Source organism: Collinsella aerofaciens, assembly GCF_039758815.1.
Lineage (GTDB): Bacteria > Actinomycetota > Coriobacteriia > Coriobacteriales > Coriobacteriaceae > Collinsella > Collinsella aerofaciens_BP.
The window spans coordinates 25093-51413 of sequence record NZ_JBDMSK010000012.1 but is presented as its reverse complement, the minus strand read 5'-3'; the positions used below and the strand labels follow the sequence as shown (position 1 = coordinate 51413).

Below are 26321 nucleotides of genomic sequence, written 5' to 3'. Positions count from 1 at the left end.
CCTTACGCCTCCTTTTTATGCTTGTCGCGGGCGGCCTTTGCGGCAAGCGCCGCACGGACCTTAGCCGCTTTCTCGGGATCCATGGCGGCGAGCTTTGCCTCCATCTCGGCAGCCTTGAGCGCGGCCTTCGCAGCAGCTTCATCGTGCTGAGCATCGGAGCCGGCAGCCGCAGCGGGCTGAGCAACGGCAGCGCCCGCAGCATCGCCAGCACCCGCAACGCCCTTCCCTGCAGTGGCCGTGGCAGCGGCGGCCTTCTCGGCCGCAGCCTTGCGCGCCTTGGCCTCGGCGGCGGCACGGACCTTCATGGCCTTCTCGCGCGCGGCCTTCACCTCGGGCGTGATGACGCTCATGGGTTCGGCAGTCGAGACCTGGTAGAAAAAACCCTTAAAGTCGATCTGCATGTCGGTGATGGCAAGACCAAATAGGTCGTGCGCCTCGTTCTCAAACGGGAACACCGCCGGATAGTACGAGCTGATGGACGGAATCTCCTGGTACTGGTCGATGCCCTCAACCACCAGGTTCTCGATCGCATAGCTGCCGTCCTGCGCGATATGCTCCTGAGCAGCACGAACGTTGATAAACGTATAGACCAGGCGATACATGCCGTCGTCGACATTGCGCTCGGCGTGCATTTGCACAAAGCGCGCGCCGACGCCCTTGAGCGCCTGGACATGCGACAGGAGCTCGTCGATCCCGACGGTGGTATAGATAGCCTTTTGCATTACTCGGCCTCCTTTGCAGCGGCGGGCGTCCCAGCAGGCACGTCGCCAGCGGCGGGCTTCCCAGCAGGTGCGTCACCGGCACCATCAGCCCCGGCCCCCGCAGCCACAAACCCGTCCTCGCCCAGCTCAACGCCACCGTCCCAGGTTGCGGCACCGCCCACGCTGAGCGGATCGCCGCCGGCGCGCATCACGGCCTCCTTCTGGTCCAGGATGCCGCACGCCTCCACAATGGCATCAATCACGGTCTCGGGGCGAATGGCGCACCCGGGCGCGTACACGTCCACGGGAATTGCGCGGTCCACGCCGCCGATCACGTTATAGGCACCGCGGAACACGCCGCCCGAGCACGCGCAGATACCGCAGGCCACCACGCACTTGGGCTCGAGCATCTGGTTGTAGATCTGGCGCACGACGGGCAGGTTCTGAGCGTTGACCGACCCCGTCACCAAAAAGATATCCGCATGCTTGGGGTTGCCGGTGTTGACCACGCCAAACCGCTCCGCATCGAACAGCGGCGTGAGCGAGGCCAGCACCTCGATATCGCATCCGTTGCAGCTCGAGCCGTCGTAATGAATCACCCACGGCGAGCGCGACATTTTATGATCCATGGATGCCGCCTCCTAAATAAACACGTCGACGAGGATGGGCATAAGGTTGAGCAGGCCAAACACCAGCGCCACGCCCCATCCGAGCCTAAAGCAGCTGCGCCAGGTGCTGCGTGCGAAGGTGTTATCGATCAGCACCTCGACAAAGTACGTCGCGGCCATCACGACCAGGGCTACGACCCAGCTCACCGGGTTGTCCCAAACAAAGAACATGCCCACCCACATCAAAAACAGCACGGTCTCGCACCAGTGCATAAGGGTCATCTTGGCCAGCGTGCCGCCGCTCATCTCGGTGGCGACGCCCTGGACAATCTCCTGATGCGCGTGATGCGAATACGAAAGATCGAACGGCGACTTGCGCAGCTTGATGGTAAGCACCGCGAGCAGCGCAAGGAAAATGGGCGCGCTGTACACGATGATGGGGGCCGACTGCCCCGTCACGGCGATGGAATCGAAGCTATCGGTGGCAAGGTACAAGCCCACGCTCATCAGCAGAACGGCGGGCTCGTAACTCATAACCTGCAGCAGCTCGCGGTCGGCGCCGACCTGGGCAAATGGGCTTTGCGTCGAGGCGGACGCCAACACCACAAAGATCGCGGCGAGCGTCACCATAAAGGCGCACAGCAGCGTGTTGGAGCCCGACACAAAGATGCCGCCGCCCACGACGGTAAAGATGAGCGCGCACGCCATATAGGTATCGTCCATGGTGTTTACGCTGGCAGGGGCCTTGCGCAGGAGCTTGGCCACATCGTAGAAGGGTTGCAGCAGGCGCGGGCCCACGCGGCCCTGCATGCGGGCGGACAGCTTGCGATCGATGCCGTCGATCAGACCGCCCAGAAGCGGCGCAATCAGGACAAACGCCACGGTGCCTATAAAGATGCCCACGACGCCCGAGCCTTCGAAATACTTGCCGCGCAACACCGAGGGCGCGCTCATGGCAAGTCGCTCGGGTCCAATCCACGCGCAACACAGCAGCGCAAACAAGATAATGCTGCAGCACACGACGCTGCCCGCGGGGCCAATACGCTTCTCGCCAAGGGCGTCCTCCGAGTACCAATTGCGCTTTTCGGCCTTCACCTCGCGTCCCATCGAGCCGCGGAAATGGCGATATTTGTCGGTTCCCACGCCCGAAAGATATACGTTTACATGCGGTTTGTTGCTCACTCGGAATGAAGTCAGCAGCACCACGGCGATAAACGCCACGATAACCACCATCAGGTACATGGCGTCCTTGCCAATAACGTACGGCACGCGGCCAAACACCATGGCCAAGTAAGGCGACACCAGGCCGCTCGAGATAACCGGGAACGCCACGCAGCACAGAATCAGCAGCGCGGCGATGGTGTTGAGGGCCATCCATTCGGTCTTATGGACATTGACCTCAACGTTTTGAGCCGTGGGGTCGACGCCCGAAAGCTTGGCGAGCCACTTGCCCCAGAAGTAAAACGTCGCGGCCGAGCCAAAGGCGAGCACCATGATCATGAGCACGTTGCCGGTCTGGGCAAACGCCACCAGGGCGCCCCACTTGGACACGAGCATGCCAAACGGCGCGACGAACATACCCATGATGCCCAGCATCATCAGGCGCGTCAGGTGCGGCATGCGGCTGAACATACCGTCCATGTCCTCGATATTGCGGCTGCCGATATGATGCTCGGCCGTGCCCACGCACAGGAACAGCAGCGACTTTGCCACCGTGTGGAACAGGATCAGGAAGATGGCGGCCCACACGGCCTCGGGCGCGCCGACACCCAGGCAGGCACTGATGAGGCCCAAGTTGGAAATGGTGGAGTACGCGAGCACGCGTTTGGCGTTGCTCTGCGAGATGGCCATGAGGGCAGCGAGCAAAAACGTGATGGCACCCACACTCGTGACCATAAAGCCAGTCACGGGATAGATGGCATAGAGCGGGCTCAGCTTGACCATTAGGAACACGCCGGCCTTGACCATGGTTGACGAGTGCAGCAGGGCGCTCGTGGGCGTGGGGGCAACCATGGCGCCGAGCAGCCAAGTGTGGAACGGCATCTGCGCGGCCTTGGTGAGTGCGGCGAGCGACAGCAGGATGACCGGCATCACCAGCAGCGCGGACTGCGCGGTTCCGGCGCCGGAAAGCTCGATCATGCCCGAGATGGTCAGCGGCATGCCATTAACGTGCAGGTACATGAGTCCGGCCAAAAACGCGATGCCGCCCAGCATGTTGAGGATGATCTGGGTGAAGGCGTTCTTGATGGCCTCGGGTGTGCGCGTGTAGCCAATCATGAGGAACGAGCACACGGTGGTGATTTCCCAGCCGCAGAACAACCACTCAAGGTTGTCGCTCGTCACGATGACGAACATGGCCGAGAGGAACAGGAACATAAGCGCCAGGAACTGCGGGCGTCGGTCGGGCGCGGTCTGCCCGCGCAGCGCGGCCTCGTGCTCATCGTGGGCCTGGAAGTCCTTCATGTAGCCCAGGGCGTACACGCAGATTAGGCTGCCGACGATGCCGACGGCGAGGACCATGATCACGCTCATGTAGTCCAGGTAGAGCGGCGTCGCCGTGACGGCTTCGGCCGCAGGCAGCGTCATGGTCGCAAAGGCGAGTGAGCCCACCAGCTGGACTATGCCGAGCACTGTGGTGAGCGCGTTCCTATATTTGTACGCGTTGTACAGGATTACGGCGCACAGGATGACGTCGATGACGGAGCTGATGATCGAGAGCACATGCGAGGTGCCGGAGGCAACCTCAAAGCTCTGCGGACCCATGCCAAAAAACATGACGGCGACTACAACTGTCACCGCCATAATCATGCCGGAACCTATGAGCCCCACCGCATCGCGGGCGCGGTCGCCGCGCGCGAACAGCATGCCCAACGCCGGTACCAGCGGAAACAGGGTAAGGAAATACAGTAGCGTCATACCATCACTCCCCCATGCAAAAACGCTGCAATTGTTTAACGTTATAGCTCAATTACGGGGTTGCGGTGGCAGGTTTTCGGTCAACTGGGGAGTTTTGGGCGTACGGGGTAAGGGCATGTCCACATTGGAGCAGAGGCGCGGTAAGAAAAATGCGCCCCTGTGGGCGCACCATCCCGTTCGCTATTCCGCCTTTTTAACGCGCGGCTTGCGACCGCGCGGCTTATCGACCAGTGCGGACTCACCGCTCTCGCGGTACTGACGGCACCAAGCCTTGACCGAAGACTCGCTGGGAATCTTATGCTTGATCATGGCCTCGCGAAACGTCAAGCCGTTTTCCAGACGGTCCTTAACCACAGCGAGCTTTACGTCGTACGAATAGGTGTGATGATGCGAACCGGCATTGAGAACGGCGTCGGCACCGCCCACGGCATACGCGCGGGCCCACTGACGAGCCGTGGCCTGGGGAATGTCAAGCTCCGCGGCGAGGGCGCGATGACCGACCCCCTCTTGGAGGATCTCGACGGCGCGCTGCCTAACCTCAGGCGCATGCGTGCGAGTCCTAGTTGCTTCCGACATACCTGCCACTTCTTAGTCTTAACCGTTAATCTGCTTTCTTACGTGCAAGTTAGATAGTAGCATTTTACCGTTTGCTCAAAGCAGTTAATTAAAATAGACGCGGCGTTATCTGGGCATTTGGCACCAAATTACGACATTTCTTTATCGATTATTTACGCTGGTAGCCGACTCGCAGCTAATCGTCATTCGCTTGTCAACAAAATTGGTATCTCTTTATGTCCTTTGGTATAGAGGATATAGTTATTAACCCCTCCCCCAATATTTTTGAGTGATCTGCAAGGCAGTAGACGTCCTCACTCCTCATGATTACCGCGCATTGCCATCCACCGGAGCAAAACAAAAAGGGCGGGACCTGCTGCGCTTGCAGGCCCCGCACCGATTGACACCCGACGGGACACAGCCGGGCGAAACGGATCCGTGCTACCGTCCCGCCTGGCCGCGATGCTCAACTACAGCTCGTTGGCCGCGTGATATGCCGTGCGAATGGCGTTCGCAATGTCGGCGGTGCGCTCGCCCGAGCAGTCGCCCACGCAGGTCACGGGCACCGTCACGCCATCCAGGTCAAACGCGTTGGCCTTGGAGCCCACGGCCATCACCACGTAATCGCAGGCGATCTTTACCGGCTCCTCGGCGCCGTCCTCGGTGGTGCAAATGGCCTCAACGCCCTCGTCGGTAATAGCGGTCAGGCGGGTCTTCACGTGCTGCTCCACGTTGTGCTCTGCAAAGTCGCTCATAATCAGCGGCAGAATGGTCTCGGACTCGCCCGCGGCAATCTTGTCGAGCATCTCCACGATCGCCACCTCGCAGCCGTGCTGCAGCAGGTACTCGGCAGTCTCGGTGCCCACCAGGCCACCGCCAATGACGGCGACGCGACCGCTGAGCTCCACCTTGCCGGCCAGTACGTCCCAGCTCGAGACGACCTTCTCCGAATCGGCACCCGGAACGGGGATGACCACGTCGTGCGCGCCCACGGCCACAATCGCGGCGTCGGCGGCGTTGAGGTCCTCAGCGGTAGCGGCATGGTTGAGCTCAACCTTCACGCCCAGGCCAGGCAGAATCTTCTCGTAGTACTCGACCGAGCGCATGATCTCGTCCTTGCGCGGGGGCGCAGCCGCCAGCACAATCTGGCCGCCCAGATGATCGCTCGCCTCGTAGACGGTCACGTCGTAGCCGCGCTTGGCCGCCACGCGCGCGGCCTCCAGGCCGGCAATACCGCCGCCCACCACGGCGATCTTCTTGTCGCCCTCGCCCGGCTTGATGGCGATGGTCGCCTCGTCGCCATTCTCGGCATTAAGCACGCACGAGATGTACTTGCGGTTTTGAATCGCATCGACGCAGCCCTTGTTGCAGTTGAGGCACTCGCGAATAGGCTCGCCCGTGGCGGCCTTCAGCGCAATATCGGGGTCGCACATGAGCGAGCGGCCATAGGCGATGATGTCGGCGGCGCCGTCTTCCAGAATCTTCTCGCCGGCCTCGACCGAGACAACACGGCCGACGGTGGCCACCGGCACGGAGACCAGGGCCTTAACGCGCTCGGCCACGGGCAGCGTCCAGTTGTAGGGCATGGCGCCCATGGGCGGAATGGTGTCGCCCATGTTGCCGGTGTGGTTGGCCTGCGCGACCTGGATCATGTCGATGCCCGCGCCCTCGAGCAGCTTGGCGAACTCACAGGCCTCGTCGGGCTGCAGGCCGCCCTTGCCGCGCGGCGTGCCGTCGGGGTTCTCCATGATCACGGGGAGCTTGTACTCCACCATCAGCTGCGGCGCGGCCTCCTTAATGGCGGCGACGACCTCCAGCGCGTAGCGAACGCGGTTCTCGAACGAACCACCGTACTCGTCGGTGCGCTGGTTGAGGATGGCCGAGCACAGCGAACCCACCAGGCGGTCGCCGTGGACCTCGATGGCGTCGATCCCGGCCTGCTGCGCGCGAGCGGCCGAGGCAGCAATGGCCTCCTTGATCTGGGTGAGCTGCTCTACGCTCGCCTCGTTCACAAAGTGCTGCATATCGTGGTGCAGCTTGGCGTAGGCCTGGTTGCGAATCTCGTTGGACTCGGCCATCTTGGCGGCAAAGGTCTCCTCGTCACCGGCGGCCTTGGCCTCCTGCGCGGCCTTGGCGGCAGCCATGGATCCCATGACCATGCGGCCGACACCGGGCACGTCGTACTCGGGGTGGAACAACTGCAGCGCGACCTTGGCGCCGTGCTTGTGGACGGCGTCGGCCAGGGCCTTAAACGTGGGGATCTGGGCGTCGGTCGCCAGCTTGGGCGTGGGGCTTGCGGTCATGACGGGAGCGACGTCGCCGATGACGATGTAGCTCACGCCGCCACGGGCCAGGCGCTCGTAAAAAGCCAGGCTGCGCTCGCCAATGGAGCCGTCGCGCTCCTCGTAGCCGGTGGTCAGCGGCGGGAACATAATGCGGTTCTTGAGCTCAAGGGGGCCAACCGTAATGGGCTGGAGCAGCTTGGATGCAGGTGTGGTCATGGACATTCCTCTCTTGTAGGCGCGGCGGCGATGATGCCGCGTAGTTATCTAGAGGATATGGCATGGGAATACAGCAGCGCAACGGAAATCGGCGGACAGCAGGTAGCGGCAGGTGGATGGGGATGGGCGGGGCGGCCCGTCGGTTTATCTCAATCTGTAACAGTTACGCGACAAAACCGGGTCTTACTGTTACAGATCGAGACATTCCTCTCAACCCATCCCCAACAATCTAGATCTGTAACAGCTAGGCCCACTTTTGGCCCCTACCTGTTACAGATCGAGACAAACCAATCTAATCTGCCGAAAGATCTCGATCTGTAACAGTTACTCAGCAAAATGAACCCCAGATGTTACAGATCGAGACAAACGGGGCCCGCCTGCTAGAAAATCTCAATCTGTAACAACAACTCGGCAAAATCCGTCCCTCGTGTTACAGATTTAGACAAACGGGGCCCAACCCACCGGTATATCTAGATCTGTAACACCTAGCCGTCCAAATCGGGTCTAAATGTTACAGATTGAGATTTTGTTTGAGAGGCCGAGAATTGGACCGAATACACAGCCCCGGAATAACAAAAAAGCTCGCCGGCTAGGCCGACGAGCTGCAAGTTCTTGGTCGCGGGGGCAGGATTTGAACCTACGACCTCCGGGTTATGAGCCCGTTGGAGGCTGGCACTCATAATATACATGTGTGTTTACCTGCGGTTTTATTTGTAGATGTTTGGCGCTATTGCTCGTATTTTTCTACTCTATTTCTTCGTAAGGCGCTTTTCTTCTTCGAATCTTCGCTCAATGTGCGCAGCGGAAATGCAGCGAAACACCTCGAAATCCGATCGAAATATCGGCCTGGACTTCCAGCAAGATTGGACGTTTCTGCAAGTTGCTCAGGCGTATCCCGCCTTGCGTTTGGCATCCGAAGATATCGTGGATGCGGTCGTTCGAGACCACTTCGCCGATATTAAGGTCCTGCTCAAACATATTGTGCTCCGCCCTGCCGGGATTGAATAGCTCGCCTGAGCGCTGCGCCGCGAGCCGGCGAGGTCAATGGCCTACAGCCAGGACGATCTGGCGGCATCCCACCACTCGGCGCGGACGCGGGTGGCCGCGAGCAGGGCCCCGCACACCGCAAAGAGCTCGTAGTCCGCCAATGTCGTCGCCATCTGCATGAGCTCAGCCAGGAGATTGAGACGGTCAGCGGTGCCAAGGTCGCCGAACGCCCCGATTGCGTTCGCGATCCGGCGCGCCTCCTGGCTGATGTTCGGGCTATTAACATCCTTATCGGGGTTCATGGACATCCTTCCTCCTCGATCCCAGCCAAGAGCATAGGAATACCTGCACAGCAGACGTAAACCATAGTTTACGTTCCGGGGAAAACGCGCTGGGAAACCAAACTCGGCATCCGCCGAGATGTGCCCACGGCCCCGCGACCGGGTTGCACCTCCGCTGCGCGGCCTCATGATCGACTACGGCGTCGGCGTGAGCACGAGACAGGTCTACGAGATCAAGGCCGTTGACACCGATTTCTTCGACGAATAGCGCGTGTCTGCAACGCGCCGCTACCGTGTGCCCTTCCGCCCGTTGCATTTCGAGCAGAGCACCTGCAGGTTGGATGGAACGGTCTTGCCGCCCTTCGCGACCGGCACGATATGGTCGACGTGCAGGCCCACGCCGTCCGGCATGTATTTCCCGCATATCTGGCAGGTGTAGTTGTCCCGGCGGGCGATCTGCTCGCGCAGCTGCTTCGTCATCAGCCTTCGCTGGTTCTTGGCGTGATAGTCCCTGAGCGTCGCCTCGTCGTTGATGGCGGCGAGGCGGATACGGCGCTCGACGATCCACTCCCAGTTCACGTCAAGCTCGGAATCATCCATCGACACCTTGTAGGACGTCTTCACGTAGTTGGCCTGCCAGACACATCGAAGCGGGCCACGTAGTAGGGATACCTAAAGGGGCTCGCCAGAATCCTGCGAACCAGGACCGCGATTGCACAGACCAGGGCTATGACCAGCACGCCGAGAACGAAATAGGGCGTCAGGTCGACTATATAGTGGTACCCGTCTATCTCATAGAGCTGAGTCATGGCATTCTTCCTTCCCCAAGGATGGCAAAATGATACCAAGACGCGGGTCTTCCGGATCGCGGGCGCTTTCCACGCGATACATCCATGCCCCTCCGTCCGGACACCGCACACCGAACCCCCACACCACGTTCGCTTTACAATCAAGAACATTCGTTCGACAATGAAGCCCGTGAGATACAAACGGATGTTCGGGGGTACGCGCATGATCATGAAAAAGCACTCGCTTGCGGGAACCTGCGGCATACCCACCGATGCACAGCGCATCTACATCCCCGTGGACGCCAACGGCGCGGACGACCCCGACCACGGCCCGTCCGATCCCGTCACCATCCACTGGCCGGACGGCCGCAGTTGGAAGGTTGAGAGCATCTACGCCCGCCAGGAGTTCGGCCGCGCCATCTTCGGTAACCTCTGTGTGCGTTACGACGTCTGCATCGCGAAGCAGCGCAAAACGGTCTGGTGGGAGCACGGCGACTGGTTCGTCGAGCGCGGTGGCGGCATGGCGGTGATGCCCGAGTGATAGGCCACACAAAGGACTTCGGCGGCGGCATCACCGTTCGCGCCAACGGCGACAAGCCCGGCAGACGCGTCCATAAGCAGTACGTAGACGTCTACGCCCGCACTAACGCCGACGGAACGACGGTGCCTGTCCGCGTCTGCTGGCCGGACGGCCGCGGCTTCACGATCGACGAAATCATTCGAATAGACCCCTTCGGCGCGGTCATCCACGACGCGCAGACGGCGGTCTACACGGTGCGCTTCGGCGGCTGGACCACTCAGCTCATGCTGGAGCACTACCACAGGGAGGACCCCATTCACGGGGCAGATGACCGCCTGCGATGGTGGGTCTGGGCGTTCGAGAACACCCGCTCGAAGAACGACGTTTCCGCACCGCCTGCCGACACGCGCGTCCGGTGAACGCGGGTTGGGTCGTCATGCGGAACGCAGAGGGTGACGTCGGCTAGAGCCAAGCTCCGGTCCACTCGCTCCGGTTCCTCGTCGCCGCGAGGAGCGCACCGCATGCCGCGAGCAGTTCGTAGTCCGCGATCCTGATCCCGACCGACATGGCCTCGGCGAGGACTTCAATCCTTCTGCCATAATCCTCGATCTCGGAGAATACCCCGATACCGTCCATGAGCCGCTGAGCGGCTTCGCTCGGCCCGTCCCCCGTCGTGACATGACGTTCTTCCATGCCGAAACAATCCTCTCTATGCGAGAAAGGCGATGATAGCAGGTGCTGTTCGGGCCAGCATAAACAGCGTTTTACATTTTACGGCATCCGCCGACGGCGGCCACGGCTCCGTGGCCGGGTGATGCCTCCGCTGCGCCCTGTAAAGGCCGCTCCATGAGGCCCCGCACAAACCTCCGCTCCGCTCCGGTTGGTGGAGGCCGTCATGGAGGACCTTGACAGGCCTTCGCTCCGGCATGGCTTTGCAGGGAGCAAAGCCGACGACGACGCGCGGCGTCGCCATTCGGCTTTGCCCGCAGGGGCGAGATGTTGAGGGCCATGTGCCCGGAACGGAGGAAGACATGCAGCAGCTGATGACCGAGAAAATCGCCAAGACGGTGCCGAGGCTCTACGAGCAGGACGGGGCGGAGGACCCCACGGTCTACGCCCACTACTTCTCGTGCGTGAACGGATGGGACTGGTGGCTGCTCGAGTTCGACGGAACGGACGAGGCGTTCGGCCTCGTCGAGGGCTACGACGACGAGCTCGGCTACTTCAGCATCAAGGAGATGGAGGAGCTGAACCGCCAGATGGGGTTTGCCGCCGTCGAGCGCGACGAGCACTTCTCCCCGAAGCCGCTCAGCGCCGTCAGGAGGGGGTAGCCGCATGGTGACGGTCGAGTTCGACTCCATGGGCGAGGCGGTCCGCCTCGCCCTCGTGGCCGGGGAGTACGTGGACGGCGGCCTGGCCGTCCTCCTCCTCGACGCCACGGACCCGCGCTCCGATGGCTACATGGCCGAGTGGGGCGTGCTCACGGCGAACGTGCCGGCGGCCGCCGAGTGGTGCCGCGGGCGGGGCAACATCGCCATAGACGCCGACGCGCCCGCGGCGCTCCTCGAGGCGCTCGAGGCCGCCGGCACGGTCCGGATGGCCGACCGCTCGGCGGCGTCCGGGATGGCCCGCTACCCGCTGGCCACGGTCGCCGAGCACGCCCTCGGCGGCATGGGCGGCCTGAGCGAGACCCTCGAGGAGGCCCTCGGCTCGACGGTCGTCGTCGAGTACGAGTCGGGCGGCGACGGCGGCGCGTTCGAGGTGGGGACCGCGCCGGCGGGCTCGGCCGAGCTCGAGCGCATCATTGCCGCCGCGAGGTCCGAGGCCGACGCGCTGGCAGCCGCCGGCGGATGGGCGGCCGTCCGGGTCGGTTTCGGGGACGCCGAGACCATCGACTGCGAGACGGGCCGGACGGTCTTCACGGCCGGGGCGGAGTAGCCCCGGCCGCCGCCCGCACGGGCATGCCGGCGACGGCGTGTCCCTCGCGGCGTCTCCCAGGGACGCTTCGCGTCGTCCCCGGACCCCTGTGCGCCAAAGGGACGAGTCCCCTTGGAACCCCGGGCTGCCGCCGGCGGGCCGTGAACGGCGGGCCAATCACTCGGCTTCAACTCGCGATCGCCCCGCCGTGTCACACGCCCCGCCGGCTCTCGCTCCGGCTCCGTTCGATGGCTCCCATGGGTCGCCATCACTGCACCTCCGCTCACCTGTCCCGTTGCACTCCTGCTATTCGCCCCACGTTTCTCGGGACATGCAAGATGTGTATCTGTGCGTACGCGGCGACTTGCAGCCTCCGCGTACGCACAGATATCTTGCCCTGCGGGGCCGTCCCCCGGGCTTGCGGGACGCCTGTTGCGTTCCGGTCCCGGGAGACGAGAAGAGGGGCCAAGGCCCCTCTTCAAGATGTGCCGATTAAGCTTGTCGCTCGTTCGCCCAACCGGTATCGATGCCCGTGTCGCGCACCACGAGGACGGCCGTGTGACCGGAAGCGCGGCGCACGCGGAATCCCCCGCCATCTCCATCGACGCGGCAGAGAGCGTCGAAGAAATCCCTCCCCGCGCCATCTTGGTACCAGGGAGAATCCGGAACATTGTCGGTAAGCCTCAGCTCGGCTATGCCATCGCGCATTTTGAGCTTGGCATCGAGCTTGATGTTGATTTCCATAGCCATTACTCCTCTCGCCGGGCGCATCTCGCACCCTTCTACATTTCGTTGTCCCGGCCGTCGTCCATCGACCTCTCCGCCATCCGGTAGACGGCGGCACCGATGCCCAGGGCGTGCTGTATGCCGCCCCTCGTGAAGCCGCGACCGAGCTTGCGGCCGCTGATCGCGGCCTTCCTGACGGCGCGCCCGCGCGCATCCCTGCGGTCGTATGTCGGGCGGTACTCGAAGACGAGGTCGCGCTCCCCGAGGTTCCGGTCGCGGCTGAGGCGCATGTGGACGCCCCTCCGCTCCAAGGCCTCGTTGAGCGCGCGCATCCTGTTCGGCGCGCCGGACGCCGCGACCTCGCGAACGCTCTCGCGCACGACCCGGCGCACATGGTCCTGGTCGGTCTCGAAGCCCGGGGCTGCCTTCGAGCCGATCTCGCGGGCCCGCCGCTCGCCCCTCGACTCCTGCCGGGCGTGAACGCGGCTGTTGCGCGCCCCGCGCTCAAGCTGGGAGAGCCCCCAACGCTCGTCCATCTCGCGCATCCTCGCCGCGTGGAGGGTCTTCTGACGGGACGACCTGCCGTCGTTGAGGCGCTTTCCGGTCGAGAGGTCGGTCCGGTTGATGGCGATATGGACGGCGTACCGGTCGGTCCCGTCCTTCGAGTGCTCCAGATGGAGCGCCCACGCCGCCTCCTGGTTCGGGTAGTAGCGGGCAACCCACTCCCGGGCGAACTCCATGCAGCCATCCCTGGACATCTTTCCCCCGTTGACGTCGCACTCGTCAGGGTTGAACGCGATGATCTGGTGGTAGCAGTAGGTGCATTTCGAGCCCTTGCGGCCGGGCTCGTTGTGGCCGTAGGCCTCGCGCGTACGGTCCATCTCCCTGGCCCAGTTCTCCGGTTCGTTGAGGTTCTGCGAGTCGAAGTCGAGCGCATCGTGCTTCTCGCTCGTTCGGTCGAGATAGCCCGACAAACTCTTCATGTGCTGCGCGCTCGTGATCGCCACCTGCTTGATAGCCGTCATGTCCGTCCCCCTACTCGTCCCATGCGGCCCACTCGTCCGAAAGGGTCGCGTTGTCCTCGTCCGCCTTGAACACGTCGTCGGGCGCGACCTCGTCATCGTCCGCTCCGTTGCCGGCTTCGAACTCGGGGCACCACGGCTCCGGAACCTCGTACGCATCGCCCTCCGCTGCGGCCTTGGCACGGGTGTAGTAAGTGACCCGCTTCGCACGCTCGGCCTGCTCGTCGCCAAGCCCGAAGAACGGGCCCGCCGGGGTGCGGCTGGCGTAGTCGAGCGGGAACTCGAACACGCCCTCGCGCCCGGGCTTCGAGTTCTCACCACCTTTGACGGCGATGAGGCCGTCGCGGATGGGGATGCGCTGCTGCCACTCCCACTCGTTGATCAGGGGGACGGCCGCCTCGTTGTAGCTCGTTCCAACGGACGTGCGGCCCTGGCCCTTCTGGCTGGACGTCCCCATCGAGCGCACCGTGCGCTTTCCGACGAGCGAGGTGAAGAACTTGAAATCCTCGGGCTCCGAAAGCGACAGGGCGACCTTGGTGCCGACGGAGCCGACCAGCTTGTCGCGTCCGGCCCCGCCGTCGCCGGGTTCGTTGTACGAATTCAGCTGCTTGAGATTCTGAACGAAGAGGTATTCATGGATTCTCATGCTTCGTCCGAGTGTGGCGATGGCCGGCAGGCACGCCACCTTGACGTTAAGGTTGCCGATCTCATCGAGCACGAGAGCCGTCTCGTGCGGCATCCGGCCGCCGCTCTCCTTGCATACTTGCTGCGCCACCTGCCACCACTGGTTGAGGAAACAGGTATAGACGACGCCGTACGGGTCCCCCTCGTCGAGCATCTCGATGTACACGGCCGTCTTCCTCTCGATGAGGTCGCGGATCGACACGCTGCTCTCGGACGTCACGGCGCGGAGCGCCCCGTCCGAGAAGATGCTCAGGGCCTCCTTGAGGGTGGACACGACGTTCTTGCCCGCCGTCGTCGCCCCGCCGTCCCCGAGGAGGTCGGACGCCGGCGAGAACGCCGGGTGCGTCGGGCCGAGTCCGCGGATGTAGTCCTTGAGGGAAGCAGACGGATCCTTCGGGTCGTCGCCGGCGGTCCCGCGCTCGACGAGCGCGGCGACGCTCGTAAGGTTCTTCTGTTTACGCGGGACGTCGGCCGTGCAGACGACGAGGATGCAGGCGGCGAGCATGTTGCGCGCGGCCTTGGGGAAATAGGTGTTCTTCTCCCCGCCGAGGGGAATGAGATCGACGGCAACCTGCCGGGCAGTCCTCACTGCGGCATCGGTGTCGCCCGCCTCGACGGCATCGGCGACGAGCCCGATGGGGTTGTACCGGCTGGCACCCGGATATCCCGTCAAATCAAGGACGACGATCTCGTAGCCGAGCTCCCGCGCCTTTTCGGCCGTGAGCTCAAGCACCTCCGGTTTGCCGGTCGAGACGACGTTCCATCCGGCCGCAAGCGTCAGGTGCATTGTCTCCAGCACCTGCAGCTGGGTCTTGCCGGAACCTGTCTTTCCGCAGGTCAGAGCATGAGGCACGGACGAATCGAACCAATAACCCTTTGCTGTCGCGCCGAGGACGAGGCCGGCCTTCGCCGGCGTTCCGCGACCATCCCAGAAATCGTTAGCCCGGTTGAGCCCCGCCGCGCCCCGGACAACGTGGGCGTCGCCGTATATGCCGTCGTCGACGCTTCGGGTCCGCCCGGCGTCCTTAGCGGCCACATAGCCGAGGAGGAAGAGAAAGAGGAGGCAGAACGCGGCGAACATGAACGGGATATGGCCGAGCCATGCTCCCGAGAGCCAGAAGGCCGACCACATGTCTAAGCCGATGGAGTCGAGCCAGGAGAGCCAATCGACCGGGAGTGAATCGAAAACGCAGGAGATTACGGGTGCCGTCAGTGGATAGCATGCGACGGTGAGGGCGGCGGCGAAAGAAGCCGAAAGAACCGCGTTGAACTTGAGATCGTTCATGAAAATCCCCTTCCTATACATTCCTCGCGTCGGCAAGAAAGCCCGATACGGCATCGGCTGCGTCTCCGACCTTTACGAGCGCGGCATCGAGGAACGGGGCGATACGGCCAGGATCATGCGTGATGTGGACCTCACGCGACAGCTGATTCAGGTTGGACCCCGCTAGCCTGAGATCGCGGTACAGCAGTTTCAATGTCTCAGCGTCGGTCTCAATCACGGGCCGGTCACCGTCGACGAGCGAGCGCCTCCGCATGTACTCGCTCGCGTTCAGACCTGCCGCACGGGCGCGACGGACGATGGCGGCGCGCTCCTCGCTGCTGACCCTGACGTATACGCGCCCATCCCTCGCCTTGCTACTCATGGAACTTCCAGGCGCGTTCGAGGTCGGCACCGTATTTAGAGAGAAGGTACATGTTGCGCGGGCTCTTCACGGGCATGTGGGGCTGGAGATAGGCGGGGACGACAGCAAGAGGATCGCAGGGCACGCCGAGCTCGACGAGATACGCGGTCCGCGCGAAAGCCTCCTCCGGCCCGCTCGCGTCAATTCCGGCGGTATAGAGGATGCCCACCTGGTCGTAGTCGCCGCCTACAATGAGCTGGAGACCGCATCCGGGGACGTTGCTTCCGTTGAGTTCGGCAAAGGCCTTGGAAACCATGTAGAGAACCCCACCGCGCTCGATAAGCCTGATGCCCAGACCGTGAACGTGGACGGTTGCCGGCGAGAAGCGAATATCCGGGTCAGCCGCGCGAATATAGTCGAGGGCAGTCATGGTCGAAGTGCCAAACAGACGCTCGATGCGCGCATCAACCTCGCGTTTGAGAAGCGGGTTGGGGTAGCCGTCATGACGACGGGCGTAACCAGGGACGGGAATGCGGGCGATCTTCTCTTCGAGAGTGTTCATGAATCGTTCCTTTCTTGGAGAGGCAGACCGGTACCGGTCGGTGCCGGTCTGCAAATAACAGGTATTTCGGTTCGCTGCTGGTCGGAAGGGCGGCTCGGCATGACGGTGCCGATGGTGCCGATTGGTCGATGAAATCTATCCGGCGGTCGCCTCAACCGCACGCAAAAATCCTGGGCTTGGCGCGGCACCATCGGCACCGCGCGGAAAATCCCAGCTAACCGTAGCGTCAGCGGTGCCGGCGGCCATTGACATCGGCACCGCTGGCACTAGCGCCGGGGGTCGTAAACCCAGCACCGCTGCTTGCCGTAGGGGCCGCACTTGCGCTTTCCATCGAAGCGCCATCCAGGACACTGGTCGGTGAGGATGGCGCTGATGTCCTTGGCGAGCTTCTGCGTGAACTCCTGGCGGAGGGCGTAGTCGGCGATCTCGTGAGTGCAAACCGGATGGTCGCGATGGGCGATGAGATAGCTGTTGATGGCGTCCGTGCGCGGGTCCTCCTCGAGGAAGCCCTCGCGGCGCTTCGCTGCTTCCCCCTCCATCTCGGCCGAAAGCACCGCGCTGAAGCGCGGGTCGCCGGACTTCATCCAGTAGACGACCTCGGCCATAGCCTGGCGCGCGTCGTGGGCAAACTCAGCTGAGTGCACCGATTTCGTAGGCTCGACCGTGCCGCAGAGTACGGGGAGAAAACGGCGCGCGCCGGACGACTTCTCGGCGATGAAGCCGATGGTATTGGTCGTAGCGACGAAGACACAGCGGCGCTGGAAGTCCGTCGACCGCTTGCCGTAGGCTACGCGAAAGGTGTCCGTCTGGCGCACTAGGCCGGCCTTCACCGCCTCAAGCGAGCGGCCGCTGATTCCAGTCAGCTCGGCGAGCTCAACAACCCACTTGCCGCGCAGGGCCTCGCCCGTTGCCTTGATGTTACCGAGGTCGTAGATACTGTCGCAGAAGTAGCGGTCGTCGAGGGCGATGCGGCGCGCGAAAGTCGACTTTCCGATACCGCCACGGCCGGCAAGTACCATGGTGTAGTCGAACTTGCAACCAGGATGGAAGGCGCGCTTCACGGCACCGCAGAGAAACAGGCGCTCGATTGCAACCGTGAGCGGGGAGTCGTCCGCGCCGAGGTAGGTGTGCAGCAGGGTGCCGGCGCGCTTCTCGCCATCCCACTTGAGGCCGTCGAGCATCTGCGTCAGCGGATTGAACGAGTTACCATAGGCGACGATGGTCATGGCATGGTCGAGAGTCTTGTCGGAGCGCAGGCCAATTGTGTCCTGGAGGTGAGCATAGAGCTCGGCGTCGTCCAGCGGCGTCCAGGAGCGGACGCCCTTGACGCCGTTCCAGGGCGTGGGGCCGAGCGCGAAGGTCGCGTCGGCGAGCTCGTTGTAGGCAAGCGGAATGCCATCGGACATAATGGCCGCGACCACCTGATGAACGGTCGGGGCCTTCTTCTCCTGCGGCTGCGGCACGGGCGCGCCGGGAACGGACCGGGCATTATCTGGGGCGGCCATGCTAGGCCTCCCAGGAATAATGGACTTCAATGCCGTGGTCCTGAAGTGTGGTGTCGACGGCGATCATATCCTCGCGGATGCCGTCGAGGCGGCTCTCGATGTCGAGGATGCGGAGCGCGAGGTCCATATCCGTGAGCGGATGGTCGAGATCGTGCTCGCGCAGGAGCGTGCGCAAGCGCGCGGCGTTGAGGCCGCTATAATCCTTCATGGTTCTCCTTATCGTAGATTAGGGGGCAGTCGGTCGCTAGCGAACTTTGGTCGGGGAGCTAGCGGCCTTTCTTTTCGCCGCCCTCGTCGTCAATGGCGAGGCCGAGAGCGGCGTAGAGCTTGGAGCGCGGAATGAGCCATGCGTTGCCAATCTGCTTGAACGGCAACGTGCCGGCGCGCGCGATCTTATACACCTTGGAATAGCTACAGCGCAGGATGGGCGCGCACTCCTCGAGGGTCAGAAGCTTGTCCATATATACCTCCTCTCTTTTCGTTAATTCCATTGTACACTCTTAACAAAGAGAAACAAGGTAAAATAAAAATCAAATTGAAATGAGATATAGATAAAGGCTAAAGTTGAAACCAACATCGCTATAAAGCTTTATTTAGAAAGTTGATTAAGTAATGGCTAGAAAAGTATTCATCGCGAGGAACCGAAGCACCGGATTCCACTCCCTGGTCGAGGTGGTTCGTGGGGTTGAGGCGGCGGAGAAGTCGGCTCCAATGGACTTCGAACTTGCGGAGCGCCTCATGCGCTGGGGCACTCTCGACGAGCTCGTCACGGCCATTTCGGAGTCTGGTCCCCTCATCGACCGCAGCATCTATAAAGAGGAGAATAGGCGGTTGTCTATCGACGAGGCCATCGAGGTCGTGGAGGAGTCCGTCGGCGGCGAGCGTGGTTTCACCCGTTGTGACGAAGACTTCCTCTATCTCCAGCTGTGCCTTGAGGGGATGTCTACGACGGGCAGTGCTTCGTCACTCTATCCCTCTCAGGCCTCCATTGCTCGCGACCTCAATCGCCATGGGCTTATTGAGTCCAACGGTCTTGACGAGTTGAAGAAATGGCGGGAAGAAGATCCCGGCTGCGTCGTTGTGATTGAACCCTTGAGGGACGTCGTCCTATGCCGAAATCTCGGTTCGGTTCTGCTCAGGTTGATCGCAAACATCATGTCGGGGCATGAGAACGTCCTTGAGAAAAGCGGGTTCAAGCGCTTCGAAAAGAAACGTCGCTGGTGGATTACTGGGGAGCTCAAGGACTCCTATTACGTTCTGCCGTTCCAGCACAATTCCTCCTTCGATATGACTCTCAACTACTCGACCAAGTGGTTCAAGAACGTCTTTTCCTATATGGTCATTAATCCGCTTGAGACGCGCATCCTCGATCTTAGGCCGAGAAAGAGTAAGGTTCTTTTCGGATCGGTTCCCAACGCGGTTTTGATAACCGCGCAGATAAAGACCGGCGAGGGCGCACCGTTTTTCGACATCGGCTGGAAGCCGGAGGTCGAGAAGACCCAGCTGTATCTCGGTATCGATGACGGGGGTACCCAGAGAGACGAGGCCATTGCCTTCGTGGAGTCCGTTGCCAAAATGCTGGCCGGGCTGACGACGAAGGACGGCGATCGACTTGGGTGGTCTGTAGGCGGGCCTTCGATCTTCGATGATGTGCCGGTGCCCAGATACCATTTCCACTCGACGGCGGCGGCGATGTTCGGGGCTATCTTCTACCGATACGGCTGTGTCCCCACGACGTGCAAAAATTGCGGAAACGGCATTTTGGTCAAAACCAGGGGGAAGAGGCGCGAGTTCTGTTCCCCGTCGTGCAGGACGCAGTATTCGAATCGAAAGGCGGGGCTCTAGATGAATCCGTTTATCATCGCGGGCGCGGTGTGGCTGGCGGTCGCCACCGCAACCTTGCTGTATCAAGTGGTCCGCAGGAAGCTCGGGGATCGGGGCTCGATGGTCGAGGCGTCTTGGCGCGACTTGGCTATGTCGTCGATCGGTTTCGGGCTTCTGTTCGCGGCGCTCGCGTTTGCCGTCGCCGGCGTGGCAACTATTTTTATTCAATAGGGGGTCTGTTGGCATGGCGACGGTGCCTCGTAACAAGGGAAGCTACGCATCTAGAGCGGGCGGCAACTCCTGGCAGGTAAAGTATCCGCTCGGCTGGAATGAGCGCAAGAAGCGTTACGACGAATATCGCGAAGAGGTCGCTTCGGAGGCCGAGGCCATCGCGCTGATCAAGGCCATCAACGACTATGTCTATCATGGAGGCCTTCCCCAAGACGTGCCCGAGTGGAGACGCAGGGCAAAAGGGCATTCCGAGGGCGACGCCCTCACGCTTGAAGGATTCGCCGTGTCCTATATCGATAACCGGAAAGGAAAGAGATGGCCAAGGTCCCGCGCAACAAGGGCTCCTACAGTGTCTACAAAGACGGACGGGCCCAGATCAAGTTCCCCCTCGGGTTCAACGAGAAAACCGGAAAGTACGGCGTCTACAACGAAAACTTCCCATCAGAGGCAGAGGCTATCGCGGCAATCAAGGAGATCAACGACTTCATCTACCACGGCGGCACCGCCGCCGAGGTGCCCGCCCATAGGATGAAAAAAGATGCCAAGGCGAAGGAGGAGGCGGAGCCCTTCCGGACATTCGCGGCGAATTTCGTCGCCGACCGAGAGAAACAGAAGGCGGTCACAGAACGGACCATCAAGGACTACCGCACCCACCTGAAGAGAATCGATCCGTATATCGGAAGCATGCCAATAAGCGCCATCGGGCCCAAGGACATTAACGCCATGTACTCCGGCCTCCGGAGCAACGACCGCCGCAACGGTGGGGCGGCGCCCGTCAGTGGCACGTACCTCCAGCACATACACAGCACCCTGTCCCTGGTCTTCGACCGAGCGGTCGTATACGGCTACATTGGCTCGAACCCCTGCAAGGATGTCGACAAACCCAAAAGGGACACCGAGGAGAAATATGCCCTATCGGTTGATGAGTGCCGCGCATTCATCGGGTCCGTGCTTGACAAAGGGCTTGAGGCGAAGAGCGTCGGCCTCCTTATCTGCCTGTGCACCGCCGCACGTTTATCGGAAATGCTCGCATTGACCTGGGCGGATTATTCCAGCGGCACCCTCCGCATCAGCAAGGCGATGAAAAAGGATAGCCAGGAGACCAAGGAGACAAAAACGGGGGACGTGAGGAACGACCCCTGCCCCCCGATATTGGTCGACGTCCTAGCAGAGTGGAAGGAATTGCAGGCGGCCCAGCTCGAACGCGTCGGCCTGAGCCAGACTGGATCGACCCCCATCGTTCAGGCGAGGCGGGGCAAGCACACCCTTAAGACATCGTTCGAGAAGTGGTTCAGGCTACAGAAGCACAATTACAATCTGCCGCCGGAGATCACAATACACGGACTGCGCCATACCGCGACCAGCATCTTGCAAAGGGACTGCCATGTCGACATGGCGACGACGATGCAGATTACCGGCCATAAGACAGTCGAAATGCTGAAACGCTATTCTCATACGGACGACAGTGCAAAGCGCGCTGCGGCCGAGGCCTTTGGCGACTTGCTGGCACCCGACAAGAACGAAGCGCGTTGCCGTTACTGCCGCTACTGGACCGTGTCCCCGGACGACGCGGGGATCGGGGCATGCTGGCACGGCTACGACGGCAACGGGATCAAGGTCCTACCCGGCGCGACGAAATGCCCAACGAACGGCTTCAGGGCAGGCTGATCTAGCAACCGCTGATGTGGCCCGGGTCCGCAGACAAACTTACCAAGACAGTCATTCCTCGAAGAAATCCGTGTCAACGGCCTTGATCTCGTAGACCTGTCTCGTGCTCACGCCGACGCCGTAGTCGATCATGAGGCCGGCGAGCGCGGGGCCGTCGACGAGCACGACCGTCTGCCCCAGGAGGCCCTCAGCATATTTGCGGGCATCCTTGGAGAAGCGAGCCGTGGTGATGAAAAGGCCCTTCGATACGCCCTTTCCGGAAAGCGCCCCGACGAATGCCTGAACCTCCGGCCGTCCGACCGTCCTTTGCGGATCCCACCGCTTAGCCTGGTAGCAGATGGTTCCAAATCCGAGTCGGTCCTCACGGACGACGCCGTCTATCCCCTCGTCACCACTCTTTTTGGTGACGTCGGCACGGGAGTCCAGGCTCTCGCCGTAACCCATCGCCACGAGCAGCTTTCCGACCAGGTGCTCGAAGAAATACGGATCTTTTCCCATGATGATCGAAATGAGGTCGTCGGCGAGCGCGTCGCGAATCTCGCCGTAGGCAGACTCCATCGCCTCCTGAGGGGACTCCTGGTCCTCCAGCGTCGAAACGCCCTCGGGCTCTGAAGCGTTTTTGGCCTTGCTTGCGGCCTGATAGCCGTCTTTCCACTTCTTGAATGCCATGCAGTTCTCATAGAGACCCTTGGCTGTAATGGGTCCGGGATAATCAGAGAGGTACGTCCTGCCGGCATCGGTGATACGGTAGGTTCCCTTCTTCTCGCCGTATTCCAGGAGCTTAGCCTTCTCCAAATCGGTGATACCCCAGTACACGCGGTTGTAGAGTCTCGACTGGCCGCTCTTGAGACGCTCGGCCCGTTCGTCATCGGTCATGTCGAATTCGATCGCCACGGCATCCTGGAGGTCGTTGCCTGCCAGATATCCATCGACATGCGCCAGCGCTTCAAGGATGGGCCGCATGGTCTCATGCCATTTGGGCATCGTCATCGCTCATCATCCCCTTCATTTCGGCAAAATCAGTAAAAGAATCAACCGCCGCTGCGGTCAAGGGACCTGTCGCCTGCGGCAATGACCTGAGCTCCCCTGCAAGTCTCCTCGACCCGCCCTTGAGGCTGACGAACGTGAGGCCTCCCGAGACGAGACCGCCGACGACCGGAACGACCTTGCTCACCGCGTCGCCGAAACTGCTTTTGGTGATTTTGACGCCGATTCCGGCAAGAACCTTTTTGATGATCGGGTAGTAGCTTGTCTGCGTAAGAGCCTTGTTGGCGACCTTCTTGGCGATATTCGACTGGACCGTTTTGGAAAACGCCGTCAACGCGGAGTTGGCCCCGCTCACTCCGACCATCACGGCCAGGAGAAGGGCAAAAGCCGCCAAGGTCTCATCGTCCATCTCGTCGCAATCGTCGATGAAGGACTGCCAGCCGTAGAGATACGCCAGTTTCTGCATGATTCGAAAGGCGTGGACATAGTACTGCGTCACGTCCGCCGGGATCGTTCCGAGCATCGCTAACCCGCCGGGTAATCCCGCGGAGAACGAAAGAACGGTCGATTTCTTCGTCTCGAAATCAATAACGTCCATAGCAATAGAGTCGACAAGGTTGGAATCCACCCCAGCGGCAGCCGGACTTGCTGAAATCGCGAGCTCCACTCGCTCTTCCGAGACGCCTCGCTTCCGGAACTCAGAACGGAGGAAACGGTCGCGCTCGATCGCCACGCCCTTCAGCCTCATCACCTTTTTCAGGAAAGCAATGGCATATCTCTGGGCTTCCTCCTCCTGCCGATCAGCTTCGGCCTTTAGGTCCCTGATACCCTCCTCCACGGAATCGGGATCGGATAGCTCCGCTCCCTCTTTCGGCTTTACGGCACTCCCCTTCACGCTACTCACCGACCTTTTCGGCATACAGGTTGAACAGATGAGCGACGATCTTGTTTTCGTCGCCATTAAAGTCGACGCCATACGCCGATTCAACTGCTGCATCAAGCTCCGCATGCGCTTTCATGAGATCCGGAAAGAGAAACTCGTTGTCTGGGTCGTACATGTCGGCGAGAGTTGACCCCTGATGTGAGCTGCGGGCATCAAGGACGGCCTGGGCGCACATTTCAATTTCGGCCCTATGCGAATCTGTCAAATTCGGCCAAATGAAGTTGTTGTATACGATCGTATTGGAATAGTTGAAGTCACTTTTCAAACGCCCACAGACCGCACGCATCCAGCAGTTGTGGATAGCACTTGTCAGTATTCCAAATTCATATAGTCCGCCACCGTCTACGTAGTAAATCTTATTTCCGGGAATCATTCCGTTGGTTACAAAACCCGTTGGGACATACTTCCTCCTGCCCGAGGACACAGCGGGGAAGGCAATGTAACTCTTTTCCTGAGGCGGCCTTACCTCATCGAACAGCCACGGAGTCTCTGCTTTTCGACGAGTTGCCTCTTTTGTAGACGTGAGTCTAAACTCGCGAACACGCTGCACTCGCTCCCTCGTGATCGGCATCTTTGTGAGGACTGCGGGGTCGATGCCATCCATCCATAAGCAATATCTCGAAGTACCCTTTATGTACTCTGCACCCATTGAAAACGGGCGGATCAATCCCTCCGCTTCCGGCTCACGTGCGACAAGGGCATCTCTTTCCTCTGCACTAAGGAGCAGGTTCCCATCATCGGTTGGCTGGCAACCTCTAACCATTGGAAGAACGTCGCAGAGGGGCCGCGAACGACGAGATACGAACATATCTTTAATTGGGGCCAAATATCCATTTATGTTGCCAACAACCTTTGGGGTCCCTTCCCGATCGAACAACACCTTTTCTTTTATGTGCTCCCTTGAAAAGCCGACGATGATTACGTGGACGTGCGCTTCATCTGAGGCCTGAGAGTCCCACTCAAAAGTCGGATATGCGAAGTCAATATGAACCCCGTTTTCGAACAGGGGCTTCCAAAGGGGCTCAACCTGCTGGCCCTGACAGATAGAGTTTGTTGAGACGAAGGCGCAACGGATGTGATGTCCCGCCATATACTCCGAGGCCGTTTTATGCCAGCAAGCTACATAATCCAGCGATCCGGCCGATTTCCCAAATATGTTGGCACGGTCCTCTTTCTGGGAATCCTCGAGACGCGCATTACCGATAAATGGGGGGTTTCCGAGAATGTAGTCAACTTCATCAGACGGGACGACATCGTTCCAGTCGATGCGGAGAGCGTTCGCGTTGACGATGCCCTCGTAGTCCCTGAGCGGCAACTCCTGGTAGACGCGCTGAGTCACTTTTGCGGTGTCAGCGTCCGCCTGCTTCTCAGCGATCCAGAGCGCTGTGCGGGCAACGCAGCAAGCGAAGTCCTCCAGCTCAATACCATGGAAGTTCCTTAGGCTCACCAGAACATCTCGGTCTCCGGATTCCTCGAAACTGATTGACGCCTGCACGCCCTGGAGCTCGAAGAGAATACGGTTCTCGAGCTGCCTTAAGCAGAGATAGCTCTCTGTGAGGAAGTTACCCGATCCGGCAGCGGGATCGAGGATGGAGATGCCACCGATCTTCTCGTGAAGATCCTTGAGCGCACGGGTTCTCGCGCCGCCCGCGACGGGCTTCGCGCACGCCTCGTCGAACTCGGCCTTGAGGCCGTCGAGGAAGAGCGGGTCTATGACCTTGTGGATGTTCTCGGGGCTCGTGAAGTGCTGGCCGTTTGCGCGGCGGTGGTCATGGGACAGCGCCCCCTCGAAGATGGAGCCGAAGACCGTGGGGCTCACGCCCGACCAATCAAACTCCTGGCACCCCTCGACGATGAGCGTATGGCGGAAGTTCTCGGACAGGGGCGGAATCTCCGTCTTCTCGCGGAAGAGGCCACCGTTCATGTAGGGCAGTTTCTTCAGCCAGGACTCGGCATATTTGTCGCGGTCCTCGTCCTTGGTGTCGAGCCAAACAAACAAGTCCTTGAGACCTCGCCTGAGATCGCCCGCTTGGAAGTGCGAGACGTAGTCGCGGAAGGCGTTGGGGGCCACGAGTCCCGAGTCCTCGCAGAACATGAGGAACATGAGACGCGTCATGAGCACGGAGAGCGCATGGTGGTTCTCGGGCGCGTCGGGGTCATCGAACGCCTCGGCGACCTGGTCGTGAAGTTTCGACATGATCTTGCCGGCCTCGACGGAAACGGCGCGGGAGATCGTGGCCGGGGCCTCCGCCCCGCCCTTGAGGAACTGGATGGCGGCGAGGTTCTTCGGAAGTTCGGCAAGCGACAACCTGAAGAGAGGCTCCCGGCAGAGTGAATCTCTCTCGCGGTCGAAGACCCAGAAATCCGAGAAGTTGCAGGCGATGATATAGCGCGGTTGCTGCGAGAGCGGCATACCCTGGGCGTAGGCGTTGCCCTGCTTCGCGGGCGTCACCTTGCGGCCCTGGCGCGTCTCCTCCTTGGCAAGATCGATTCCCAGCGACTTTTGCTCGATAAGGGTTTTGGCCGACGGTATGAAGACGTCGATATACCCATCGTGCGCGCTTGCGTCGGTGGAAACGGGCTTCTCGAACTCAAGTCTCGAGACCGCATCCTCCACGCCCAGAACGTTCTGATAGAAGTCGATCCAGAACCGCTGGGTGTCCTGGTTCTCGATCCCCTTGTTCGCCCACCTGCTTGCAAAAGCTTCTGCATCGGCTTTCTTCCCCGGCATACGGACCCTCACTTGATAGCCTTTTCCACTAAGAAAGAT

Annotated in this window: 29 protein-coding genes; 9 read left to right on the top strand and 20 right to left on the bottom strand. The window is 61.1% G+C overall.

What is annotated here, in order from left to right:
* Positions 1–2: 2 nt before the first annotated feature.
* The 5 genes from ABHT90_RS06690 to bilR form a co-directional block, all read right to left on the bottom strand.
* Positions 3–722: an NADH-quinone oxidoreductase subunit C gene (locus tag ABHT90_RS06690; protein ID WP_346982010.1), complete on the bottom strand. Its 720-nt coding sequence runs from the start codon at positions 720–722 to the stop codon at positions 3–5.
* On the bottom strand, positions 722–1330 hold the full coding sequence (locus tag ABHT90_RS06685; RefSeq protein WP_346982009.1) for an NADH-quinone oxidoreductase subunit B family protein: 609 nt from the start codon (positions 1328–1330) through the stop codon (positions 722–724). The genes ABHT90_RS06690 and ABHT90_RS06685 overlap by 1 nt, the downstream gene beginning before the upstream one ends.
* A 12-nt stretch (positions 1331–1342) precedes the next feature.
* The gene (locus tag ABHT90_RS06680; protein ID WP_346982008.1) at positions 1343–4225 is read right to left on the bottom strand and encodes a proton-conducting transporter transmembrane domain-containing protein; all 2883 of its coding nucleotides are present in this window, start codon (positions 4223–4225) and stop codon (positions 1343–1345) included.
* A 180-nt stretch (positions 4226–4405) separates the two neighbouring features.
* Positions 4406–4801 (bottom strand): helix-turn-helix domain-containing protein, encoded by a 396-nt coding sequence (locus ABHT90_RS06675; protein ID WP_346982007.1) that lies wholly within the window; start codon positions 4799–4801, stop codon positions 4406–4408.
* Positions 4802–5250: 449 nt separating this feature from the next.
* The gene (gene bilR, locus ABHT90_RS06670; protein ID WP_346982006.1) at positions 5251–7281 is read right to left on the bottom strand and encodes a bilirubin reductase, long form; all 2031 of its coding nucleotides are present in this window, start codon (positions 7279–7281) and stop codon (positions 5251–5253) included.
* An 807-nt stretch (positions 7282–8088) separates the two neighbouring features.
* On the opposite strand from bilR, the gene ABHT90_RS06665 reads away from it, so the two are divergent.
* Complete coding sequence (locus ABHT90_RS06665) at positions 8089–8289, top strand: hypothetical protein (protein WP_346982005.1); 201 nt, start codon at positions 8089–8091, stop codon at positions 8287–8289.
* 41 nt (positions 8290–8330) lie between these two features.
* Here ABHT90_RS06665 and ABHT90_RS06660 read toward each other — a convergent pair whose 3' ends face one another.
* Entirely contained in the window at positions 8331–8576 is a 246-nt protein-coding gene (locus ABHT90_RS06660; RefSeq protein WP_346982004.1) for a hypothetical protein, read from the bottom strand.
* A gap of 112 nt (positions 8577–8688) precedes the next feature.
* On the opposite strand from ABHT90_RS06660, the gene ABHT90_RS06655 reads away from it, so the two are divergent.
* Positions 8689–8817: a hypothetical protein gene (locus ABHT90_RS06655; protein WP_346982003.1), complete on the top strand. Its 129-nt coding sequence runs from the start codon at positions 8689–8691 to the stop codon at positions 8815–8817.
* Positions 8818–8837: 20 nt separating this feature from the next.
* Here ABHT90_RS06655 and ABHT90_RS06650 read toward each other — a convergent pair whose 3' ends face one another.
* Positions 8838–9149: an HNH endonuclease gene (locus ABHT90_RS06650; protein ID WP_346979203.1), complete on the bottom strand. Its 312-nt coding sequence runs from the start codon at positions 9147–9149 to the stop codon at positions 8838–8840.
* A gap of 20 nt (positions 9150–9169) precedes the next feature.
* Positions 9170–9358: a hypothetical protein gene (locus tag ABHT90_RS06645; protein WP_346979204.1), complete on the bottom strand. Its 189-nt coding sequence runs from the start codon at positions 9356–9358 to the stop codon at positions 9170–9172.
* A 202-nt stretch (positions 9359–9560) separates the two neighbouring features.
* Between ABHT90_RS06645 and ABHT90_RS06640 the strand changes: the two genes are divergently transcribed.
* Complete coding sequence (locus ABHT90_RS06640) at positions 9561–9878, top strand: hypothetical protein (RefSeq protein WP_346979205.1); 318 nt, start codon at positions 9561–9563, stop codon at positions 9876–9878.
* On the top strand, positions 9875–10276 hold the full coding sequence (locus tag ABHT90_RS06635) for a hypothetical protein (protein WP_346979206.1): 402 nt from the start codon (positions 9875–9877) through the stop codon (positions 10274–10276). The genes ABHT90_RS06640 and ABHT90_RS06635 overlap by 4 nt, the downstream gene beginning before the upstream one ends.
* A 43-nt stretch (positions 10277–10319) precedes the next feature.
* Here the strand turns inward: ABHT90_RS06635 and ABHT90_RS06630 are convergent, their stop codons facing one another.
* Entirely contained in the window at positions 10320–10550 is a 231-nt protein-coding gene (locus ABHT90_RS06630; RefSeq protein WP_117847931.1) for a hypothetical protein, read from the bottom strand.
* Positions 10551–10888: 338 nt separating this feature from the next.
* On the opposite strand from ABHT90_RS06630, the gene ABHT90_RS06625 reads away from it, so the two are divergent.
* Together ABHT90_RS06625 and ABHT90_RS06620 are read left to right on the top strand one after the other, a co-directional pair.
* Entirely contained in the window at positions 10889–11188 is a 300-nt protein-coding gene (locus tag ABHT90_RS06625) for a DUF2958 domain-containing protein (protein ID WP_346979208.1), read from the top strand.
* A 4-nt stretch (positions 11189–11192) separates the two neighbouring features.
* Positions 11193–11795 carry a hypothetical protein gene (locus ABHT90_RS06620; RefSeq protein ID WP_346979210.1) on the top strand — a complete coding sequence of 201 codons (603 nt, stop codon included), beginning with the start codon at positions 11193–11195 and terminating at the stop codon, positions 11793–11795.
* Between the two features lie 471 nt (positions 11796–12266).
* Here ABHT90_RS06620 and ABHT90_RS06615 read toward each other — a convergent pair whose 3' ends face one another.
* The 8 genes from ABHT90_RS06615 to ABHT90_RS06580 form a co-directional block, all read right to left on the bottom strand.
* The gene (locus ABHT90_RS06615; RefSeq protein ID WP_346979212.1) at positions 12267–12518 is read right to left on the bottom strand and encodes a hypothetical protein; all 252 of its coding nucleotides are present in this window, start codon (positions 12516–12518) and stop codon (positions 12267–12269) included.
* A 38-nt stretch (positions 12519–12556) separates the two neighbouring features.
* Entirely contained in the window at positions 12557–13525 is a 969-nt protein-coding gene (locus ABHT90_RS06610; protein ID WP_346979213.1) for a relaxase/mobilization nuclease domain-containing protein, read from the bottom strand.
* Positions 13526–13535: 10 nt separating this feature from the next.
* Complete coding sequence (locus ABHT90_RS06605; RefSeq protein ID WP_346979214.1) at positions 13536–15491, bottom strand: type IV secretory system conjugative DNA transfer family protein; 1956 nt, start codon at positions 15489–15491, stop codon at positions 13536–13538.
* Positions 15492–15504: 13 nt separating this feature from the next.
* The gene (locus tag ABHT90_RS06600) at positions 15505–15852 is read right to left on the bottom strand and encodes a plasmid mobilization protein (RefSeq protein ID WP_346979216.1); all 348 of its coding nucleotides are present in this window, start codon (positions 15850–15852) and stop codon (positions 15505–15507) included.
* Positions 15845–16393: a hypothetical protein gene (locus ABHT90_RS06595; protein WP_346979217.1), complete on the bottom strand. Its 549-nt coding sequence runs from the start codon at positions 16391–16393 to the stop codon at positions 15845–15847. The genes ABHT90_RS06600 and ABHT90_RS06595 overlap by 8 nt, the downstream gene beginning before the upstream one ends.
* Before the next feature lie 266 nt (positions 16394–16659).
* Positions 16660–17898: a VapE domain-containing protein gene (locus tag ABHT90_RS06590; RefSeq protein ID WP_346979218.1), complete on the bottom strand. Its 1239-nt coding sequence runs from the start codon at positions 17896–17898 to the stop codon at positions 16660–16662.
* Position 17899: 1 nt separating this feature from the next.
* Positions 17900–18106, bottom strand: coding sequence for a hypothetical protein (locus tag ABHT90_RS06585; RefSeq protein ID WP_346979219.1), 207 nt, complete (start codon positions 18104–18106; stop codon positions 17900–17902).
* A 58-nt stretch (positions 18107–18164) separates the two neighbouring features.
* Complete coding sequence (locus ABHT90_RS06580) at positions 18165–18359, bottom strand: helix-turn-helix domain-containing protein (RefSeq protein WP_346979221.1); 195 nt, start codon at positions 18357–18359, stop codon at positions 18165–18167.
* Between the two features lie 151 nt (positions 18360–18510).
* Here ABHT90_RS06580 and ABHT90_RS06575 point away from each other — a divergent pair, with 151 nt between their 5' ends.
* The 3 genes from ABHT90_RS06575 to ABHT90_RS06565 all read left to right on the top strand — a co-directional run bounded on the left by ABHT90_RS06575 (position 18511) and on the right by ABHT90_RS06565 (position 21621).
* On the top strand, positions 18511–19743 hold the full coding sequence (locus ABHT90_RS06575) for a hypothetical protein (protein WP_346979223.1): 1233 nt from the start codon (positions 18511–18513) through the stop codon (positions 19741–19743).
* Positions 19744–19953, top strand: coding sequence for a hypothetical protein (locus ABHT90_RS06570; RefSeq protein WP_346979224.1), 210 nt, complete (start codon positions 19744–19746; stop codon positions 19951–19953).
* A gap of 315 nt (positions 19954–20268) precedes the next feature.
* On the top strand, positions 20269–21621 hold the full coding sequence (locus tag ABHT90_RS06565; protein ID WP_346979225.1) for a tyrosine-type recombinase/integrase: 1353 nt from the start codon (positions 20269–20271) through the stop codon (positions 21619–21621).
* 51 nt (positions 21622–21672) lie between these two features.
* On the opposite strand, the gene ABHT90_RS06560 is transcribed toward ABHT90_RS06565, so the two are convergent.
* From ABHT90_RS06560 to ABHT90_RS06550, 3 genes are read right to left on the bottom strand one after another with little or no spacing between them, the layout of a single operon-like run.
* On the bottom strand, positions 21673–22611 hold the full coding sequence (locus ABHT90_RS06560; protein WP_346982002.1) for a restriction endonuclease: 939 nt from the start codon (positions 22609–22611) through the stop codon (positions 21673–21675).
* Positions 22589–23512: a hypothetical protein gene (locus ABHT90_RS06555; RefSeq protein ID WP_346979228.1), complete on the bottom strand. Its 924-nt coding sequence runs from the start codon at positions 23510–23512 to the stop codon at positions 22589–22591. Before ABHT90_RS06555 ends, ABHT90_RS06560 begins: the two co-directional genes overlap by 23 nt.
* Positions 23505–26282 (bottom strand): class I SAM-dependent DNA methyltransferase, encoded by a 2778-nt coding sequence (locus ABHT90_RS06550; RefSeq protein ID WP_346979229.1) that lies wholly within the window; start codon positions 26280–26282, stop codon positions 23505–23507. The genes ABHT90_RS06555 and ABHT90_RS06550 overlap by 8 nt, the downstream gene beginning before the upstream one ends.
* Positions 26283–26321 lie beyond the last annotated feature (39 nt).

What these genes read in the sequence shown, in the direction of transcription:
- ABHT90_RS06585 (WP_346979219.1), bottom strand. Translation starts at nt 18,106, where the DNA reads ATGAAGGATTATAGCGGCCTCAACGCCGCGCGCTTGCGCACGCTCCTG.
- ABHT90_RS06610 (WP_346979213.1), bottom strand. Translation starts at nt 13,525, where the DNA reads ATGACGGCTATCAAGCAGGTGGCGATCACGAGCGCGCAGCACATGAAG.
- ABHT90_RS06550 (WP_346979229.1), bottom strand. Translation starts at nt 26,282, where the DNA reads ATGCCGGGGAAGAAAGCCGATGCAGAAGCTTTTGCAAGCAGGTGGGCG.
- ABHT90_RS06605 (WP_346979214.1), bottom strand. Translation starts at nt 15,491, where the DNA reads ATGAACGATCTCAAGTTCAACGCGGTTCTTTCGGCTTCTTTCGCCGCC.
- ABHT90_RS06685 (WP_346982009.1), bottom strand. Translation starts at nt 1,330, where the DNA reads ATGGATCATAAAATGTCGCGCTCGCCGTGGGTGATTCATTACGACGGC.
- ABHT90_RS06600 (WP_346979216.1), bottom strand. Translation starts at nt 15,852, where the DNA reads ATGAGTAGCAAGGCGAGGGATGGGCGCGTATACGTCAGGGTCAGCAGC.
- ABHT90_RS06595 (WP_346979217.1), bottom strand. Translation starts at nt 16,393, where the DNA reads ATGAACACTCTCGAAGAGAAGATCGCCCGCATTCCCGTCCCTGGTTAC.
- ABHT90_RS06675 (WP_346982007.1), bottom strand. Translation starts at nt 4,801, where the DNA reads ATGTCGGAAGCAACTAGGACTCGCACGCATGCGCCTGAGGTTAGGCAG.
- ABHT90_RS06665 (WP_346982005.1), top strand. Translation starts at nt 8,089, where the DNA reads ATGCAGCGAAACACCTCGAAATCCGATCGAAATATCGGCCTGGACTTC.
- ABHT90_RS06660 (WP_346982004.1), bottom strand. Translation starts at nt 8,576, where the DNA reads ATGTCCATGAACCCCGATAAGGATGTTAATAGCCCGAACATCAGCCAG.
- ABHT90_RS06640 (WP_346979205.1), top strand. Translation starts at nt 9,561, where the DNA reads ATGATCATGAAAAAGCACTCGCTTGCGGGAACCTGCGGCATACCCACC.
- ABHT90_RS06580 (WP_346979221.1), bottom strand. Translation starts at nt 18,359, where the DNA reads ATGGACAAGCTTCTGACCCTCGAGGAGTGCGCGCCCATCCTGCGCTGT.
- ABHT90_RS06650 (WP_346979203.1), bottom strand. Translation starts at nt 9,149, where the DNA reads ATGGATGATTCCGAGCTTGACGTGAACTGGGAGTGGATCGTCGAGCGC.
- ABHT90_RS06620 (WP_346979210.1), top strand. Translation starts at nt 11,193, where the DNA reads ATGGTGACGGTCGAGTTCGACTCCATGGGCGAGGCGGTCCGCCTCGCC.
- ABHT90_RS06655 (WP_346982003.1), top strand. Translation starts at nt 8,689, where the DNA reads ATGTGCCCACGGCCCCGCGACCGGGTTGCACCTCCGCTGCGCGGCCTC.
- ABHT90_RS06630 (WP_117847931.1), bottom strand. Translation starts at nt 10,550, where the DNA reads ATGGAAGAACGTCATGTCACGACGGGGGACGGGCCGAGCGAAGCCGCT.
- ABHT90_RS06680 (WP_346982008.1), bottom strand. Translation starts at nt 4,225, where the DNA reads ATGACGCTACTGTATTTCCTTACCCTGTTTCCGCTGGTACCGGCGTTG.
- ABHT90_RS06575 (WP_346979223.1), top strand. Translation starts at nt 18,511, where the DNA reads ATGGCTAGAAAAGTATTCATCGCGAGGAACCGAAGCACCGGATTCCAC.
- bilR (WP_346982006.1), bottom strand. Translation starts at nt 7,281, where the DNA reads ATGACCACACCTGCATCCAAGCTGCTCCAGCCCATTACGGTTGGCCCC.
- ABHT90_RS06560 (WP_346982002.1), bottom strand. Translation starts at nt 22,611, where the DNA reads ATGACGATGCCCAAATGGCATGAGACCATGCGGCCCATCCTTGAAGCG.
- ABHT90_RS06615 (WP_346979212.1), bottom strand. Translation starts at nt 12,518, where the DNA reads ATGGAAATCAACATCAAGCTCGATGCCAAGCTCAAAATGCGCGATGGC.
- ABHT90_RS06645 (WP_346979204.1), bottom strand. Translation starts at nt 9,358, where the DNA reads ATGACTCAGCTCTATGAGATAGACGGGTACCACTATATAGTCGACCTG.
- ABHT90_RS06570 (WP_346979224.1), top strand. Translation starts at nt 19,744, where the DNA reads ATGAATCCGTTTATCATCGCGGGCGCGGTGTGGCTGGCGGTCGCCACC.
- ABHT90_RS06625 (WP_346979208.1), top strand. Translation starts at nt 10,889, where the DNA reads ATGCAGCAGCTGATGACCGAGAAAATCGCCAAGACGGTGCCGAGGCTC.
- ABHT90_RS06690 (WP_346982010.1), bottom strand. Translation starts at nt 722, where the DNA reads ATGCAAAAGGCTATCTATACCACCGTCGGGATCGACGAGCTCCTGTCG.
- ABHT90_RS06590 (WP_346979218.1), bottom strand. Translation starts at nt 17,898, where the DNA reads ATGGCCGCCCCAGATAATGCCCGGTCCGTTCCCGGCGCGCCCGTGCCG.
- ABHT90_RS06565 (WP_346979225.1), top strand. Translation starts at nt 20,269, where the DNA reads ATGGCCAAGGTCCCGCGCAACAAGGGCTCCTACAGTGTCTACAAAGAC.